Origin of the sequence: Brochothrix sp. (genome assembly GCF_017549435.1) — a bacterium.
GTDB lineage: Bacteria > Bacillota > Bacilli > Lactobacillales > Listeriaceae > Brochothrix > Brochothrix thermosphacta.
The window spans coordinates 1-5,650 of record NZ_JAFYUW010000165.1 but is presented as its reverse complement, the minus strand read 5'-3'; the positions used below and the strand labels follow the sequence as shown (position 1 = coordinate 5,650).

The window sequence follows — 5,650 nt, the reverse complement described above, 5'->3', positions numbered from 1 at the left end:
TTTACAATAGAAGCAGAGCAAGCAGCGATGCCTAAAGTCGTCAATGTAGGCGAATTTGTAAACTACAAAGGTAGTGCAGTATTAACGAAAGTAGATGCTGATGGAAAAGTTTTAGAAAATGCAGAGTTTAAAGTAATTAATGCAGAAGGTAAAACAGTAATCGAAAAACTGGTATCAAATGAAGCAGGCGAAGTGACAGCTACAGAACTTGCACCAGGAACATACCAGTTTGTTGAGACAAAAGCACCAACAGGATACGTTTTAAATACTGACCCCGTTGAATTTACAATAGAAGCAGAGCAAGCAGCGATGCCTAAAGTTGTAAATGCAGGTGAATTAGCAAACTACAAAGCGAGCGCAGTATTAACGAAAGTAGATGCTATTGGAAAAGTTTTAGAAAATGCAGAGTTTAAAGTAGTAGATGCAGACGGTAAAACAATTGCAGATAAATTAGTAACAGATGTAAGTGGTAAAATAACAGTTGATAATTTATCACCTGGGAAATACCAATTTGTTGAAACCAAAGCACCAACAGGATACATTTTAAATACTAATCCCGTTGGATTTACAATTGAAGCAGAACAAGCAGCAGTGCCAGAAGTTGTAAATGCAGGTGAATTAGTTAACTATCAAGGTATGGCAAGCTTCATCAAAGTAGATGAAAATAATGTGCCATTGCCAGATGCAGAGTTTGAGTTAATAGATACAAATTCAGGTGAAGTTGTAAAATCTGGTTTGATTTCAGATGAAAAAGGTCGTGTGAGTGCCAGTGATTTAGCGCCAAGTAACTATGCGTTTAAAGAAACAAAAGCGCCACAAGGCTTTGTGAAATCAGAGAAGTTATTAACATTTACAATTATTGATGAATCAGACACATTTGTTTCATTAGACCTTGGAATATTTATTAATAAAGCGGAAGAAGAGACAGTTATTATTCCACCAGTGAAGCCAGACAAACCAGGTAAACCAGGTAAACCAGGTAAACCAGGCGAACCAGGTAACCCAGTGAAACCAGGAACAACTTGGACACCGACTCCAAATGGATCAATAAAACCAGATGGACCATCGGAATCTGTTCTTATTCCAAATCAGCCAACTTCGTTGCCGACTACAGGTGATAACCCAATGGATCGCTTGTTCGTCGTTTTAGGAATGTTTGTTACAATGATGAGTGCTTTCATGTTGAAACGTCGTCCTAAGAAAAATTTCTAGAAGTTTAGCTACAAACTATAAAAAGAAGTTCATTTATCCCTTTAAACAAGGGGTGATGAACTTCTTTTTTAATTGGTAACAACATTGTTATGTTACTGTAACATCAGCTCAGAAGAACTGTGTTACAATCGAGTAGTTGAATTGAAAGGACGTGTACCACAACAATGATAAAGAAACTACTTACGGTGACACTTATTACAGGTTTAGTTGCACCGATAATGATAACTGCAGTTAAAGCAGACACATATGATGACCAAATTAAAAGTATTGATATTCAAGCTAAAACAACTAAAGAGCAATTAGTCGAACTTACTGATAAAATCAAAGAAAATCAAACTGAATCTAAAAAACTTATAAGCGACATTAAGAAAAAACAAGAAGAATCAGATAAATTAGCAACAAGAAGTCTTGAGTTAGAAGAAAAAATGGAAAAACGTGAAGGCGTACTTATCAAACAAGCACGTGCGCTTCAAACAAATGGACAAGATGTTAACTATGTTGACTTTGTTTTGAATTCTGAGTCTGTAACAGATGCAATAGCGCGTGTTAGTGTGGTTTCTCGTTTAGTATCAGCTAACCGTGAAATGTTTGATACGCAAAAAAATGATAAAAAAGAAGTAGATACTGCAGCGACAGAAATGAATAAAATAATGAAAATACAACGTGAGAATATCGCGAAAATAGAAACTAATGCCATTGATTTAAAGGAACAAGAAGCTACGAAAGAGGCGGTTGTTGCAAAATTGGCAACTGAAAAAACAACAATTCAAAGTAAAAAACAAGCAGAGATTGTCCGTGTGGCTGCCGAAAAAGCAGATAAAGCGGCAAAAGCAGCCTCTTTAGCAGCAGAAAAACAACGTGCAGAAGTTGCTTTAGCAGCAAAAAAAGCAGCAGAGTCTGAGAAAACGAATGCAATTGAAGATGAAAAAGTTGAAGTTGCTTTAATGCCTGAAGTAGAAAAAGAAGCACCAACTAAAACGGTGGCACCGCCTGTTGAATCTAGTAAACCATCAGGTCAACAAAATGTAAAACCAGAGACTGAGCAACCTTCACCACCAACAGGTAGTGGCTATATTAGACCAAGTTCAGCACCTATTAGTTCACATTACGGTCCACGTAGTGGTTTAGATAGTAGTGGTTTCCATAAAGGAACTGATTTTGGTGGAGCACAAGGTTCGCCAATCTATGCATCAAAAAGTGGGAAAGTTGTCCTTGTTCAAAATGATGGGGCACCAGTCTCTGGTTACGGAATGGCTACAATTATACAACATGATGATGGAAACTATACGCTCTATGCGCATCAGTCATCACAATCAGTTAGTGTAGGCCAATCTGTAACACAAGGTCAAGTAATTGGTGGTATGGGTTCAACCGGACAATCAACAGGAACGCATTTACATTTTGAAATTCGCACATCATTATATGGTGGTATTGGAAATGTATTGAACCCGGAACTTTTCTTCTAGGATAATCGAAATAATAATAAAGTATTAAAAAAACCACGCAGATTTGCGTGGTTTTTTATAATGATAATAGAAATTCGCTGTTTAAAATAAGTGCGCAAAGAACTATTTTTTGAGTAATTGTTTTTCTCGCATAAGGGCATCTTCTCGTTAAATTAATAGTGCTATAATAAAAAATATTCAGAAAAAGAGCACGAGATACTATCTAAAAAACGAATGGGGAAGATAAAAATGCAAGAACGAATGATATGGTTGGATAACTTAAAAGCATATGGAATAATTTTGGTGATTATTGGGCACTCAATTGTTATAACTGCTGCTAATGACTCGACGGGTATGCTGATGAAACTAATTTATTCTTTCCATATGCCGCTGTTCTTTTTCATTTCAGGTTACTTATTTAGGCCAAATCAAGAGAATTATTTTTATAAAAAATGGAAAGTCCTGTTGCTTCCATATCTTATTTTCCAAATGATTTCTGTAGTCTTTATCAATGTTTTTTATTATATTAAAACGGGTGGTTTAGAGCGAGACCCATTAAATACATTATTAAGCGTTTTTTATATCAATGGAAGTGTAGGTTGGAATTCTCCCTTGTGGTTCTTAATTGTTTTACTGATAATAGACCTGGTATTTGTAAGCTTTAACAAATTAGAAAACAAGAGGTGGCTGCAATTCACTTTAGTTATTGCTAGCTGTATTATTGGATGGGGTCTAAGTGAAACAGGAATTAAATACCCCTTTGGTATACATATTGTTTTTTGCTGTTTTTGCTTCTACTATCTGGGAAACATTACTAAAAAATACGATTTATTAGGCTGGCTAGAAACTAACAAAAATTTACGTACATTATTGTTTTTCATTTCAGGGATAGTGTTAGTTATTAATATGATATGGCTTAATGGGTCGAAATTTATCAGTGTGTATGATAACTATTACGGGACAAATTATTTCTTATTTCTACTCAGCGCAACGAGTGGTATTTTATTTTCGGTATTACTTATCAAACAATATAATAAGATGTGTAGTCTAACAATTTTTGGAAAGAAAGCAATTCTGTTGCTAGGGACACAATATTTTTTATTGTTAGGGTTTGATAAGGTCGGTCAAGTAGTAGGTATTTATTCAGAAGGGACATTTTATTTAATTATAAAAGTAGTTAGTGTGATAGTAAGCTACCTGGTTTTGTTGTCATTGTGGTCGAAACGGGGAAATAAACGACTTTTTCGCTTCATGTAAATACGATAAAACCAGCTATAATATAAGACCAAAGTAATCAATTTTTTGTAGAAAATTTTATTTTACGAAAAGAAAGGAATTGTGACGATGAGGAAGTTATTGAATAGTCGCTCTTTACGGCATTTGAATTTGTTAGAAATACTGTATTGTAATGAATGGATGACGACTAAGGCTATCTCAGAAGAAGTTGGTTTATCAGAACGGCTTATCCGATCAGATATTGCCTATCTGAATAGAGGATTGGAATTTTTTGAGATACAATATGCTAAAAAATACGGTTATTGCCTAACTCTTTTTGATAATTATTCTAAGAGCGCTATTTATAAGTATATTTTAAAAGATAGCCTTGAATTTAACTTTTTGGAAATTTTAGCGTTTGGAACTGGCTTCTCTGCATCAACGATGTGTAAACATCTATACATCAGCCAGTCAACATTAGGTAGATTGGTGAATCGGCTTAATCAAAAATTAAAATCGTCTAAATTGGAAATTACATCCCATCCATATCGCATTACAGGGGATGAATCATTAATTCGCCAATTCTTAATTCACTTAATGTTAGAAAAGTATCAGAAAGCTACTGCTGTTTTTTCAGATGATTCCCTCAATTTAGTAAATGACATGATTGTTATGCTTGAAGAACAGGATGAACCTAAGATTGAATATACGGATAAATACATAATGCAAGTGTGCTTATTAGTGTCTGTCACAAGGACAAAAAACAATCATAAAATTCCAATTAACAATGACGTTTCTAATGTCTTCTATCAAAACATAATAAGTGATAAAAATAGCTTAAAAAAAATAGAAAAAATATTTTGTAAGCCAATCACTATTCCTTTGTTACAACAAATATTTGATGTATTTTTGCTAGAAAGTTATTTAAAAAGTAATGTTGAATACGAGAGTAGTGTGTTTTTTATAAAAAGGCAGGATCACTATCGACACCTTCTTAATAAGTTATCTGTGGCGTTAGACTTTGAAATCTCTAATGCAGAACATGTTTTAAATTGTCTGCTTAATGAAGAGAGTAGGAAATATCAAAGTAATTGTCTTTTGTATAATAAACGTAAAGACTTCATTATGAACTCGCATACCAATTTCAGTGCTTTTTATAATCTTTTTGTACGTGAGTATCGTAAAATCTTCAAAGATTTGTCGTATTCGGATAATATAATGTTCAATCGATGTTACTGTGTTTTGGTCAACTGGGATAAACTATTAGAAAGGTTGGAAAAAAAGAAAGATATAACAATTTGTTTGCACTTTAATGTAGCAGAAATACATCAATATTTCTTAGCACAATACATTAAACAGGCGCTAGAAATGGATTGTAATTTAACGATTATCAATGAAATATCTGTTGAAACGTTAGAGCAAAATGCTGCTAATTATAGCTTGGTATTAACGAATAAAGAAGGCTTGACGTTAGGGAGTACCCCGGTGATTGCGTGCTCTTTATTTCCTGATCAAAAAAAGAGACAATTGATAAAAAAACGAATCAAGCAGCTATGAAAATATTGAAAAATAGACAGTGAAAAAGCATCTCAATAAAGTTTGAGATGCTTTTAATGTGCAGTTTAGAGTGATGGCCACATGGTGAGAAACAGCTAACTACTCAGTTATTAGATTATTTGATAGAGCGAATCGTTGTTTTTAACTGATCAACTGAATTCAAAAATTGTTTGTGTTCAGAATCTGAGATAGGCAGAGCAATAATTTCACGCACACCTTCT

General features: G+C 33.9%; 4 protein-coding genes. All 4 read left to right on the top strand.

Annotation, left to right across the window (positions count from 1 at the left end; genetic code table 11):
* On the top strand, positions 1–1,212 hold a 1,212-nt coding region (locus IKV95_RS10620), incomplete at its 5' end, for an MSCRAMM family protein (protein ID WP_287451816.1).
* Between the two features lie 164 nt (positions 1,213–1,376).
* Positions 1,377–2,678: a murein hydrolase activator EnvC family protein gene (locus tag IKV95_RS10615; RefSeq protein WP_069126622.1), complete on the top strand. Its 1,302-nt coding sequence runs from the start codon at positions 1,377–1,379 to the stop codon at positions 2,676–2,678.
* A gap of 228 nt (positions 2,679–2,906) precedes the next feature.
* On the top strand, positions 2,907–3,914 hold the full coding sequence (locus IKV95_RS10610) for an acyltransferase family protein (RefSeq protein WP_287451815.1): 1,008 nt from the start codon (positions 2,907–2,909) through the stop codon (positions 3,912–3,914).
* An 87-nt stretch (positions 3,915–4,001) separates the two neighbouring features.
* Positions 4,002–5,429, top strand: coding sequence for an AcpB/EbpR/MafR family transcriptional regulator (locus IKV95_RS10605; RefSeq protein ID WP_287451814.1), 1,428 nt, complete (start codon positions 4,002–4,004; stop codon positions 5,427–5,429).
* Positions 5,430–5,650: the final 221 nt, after the last annotated feature.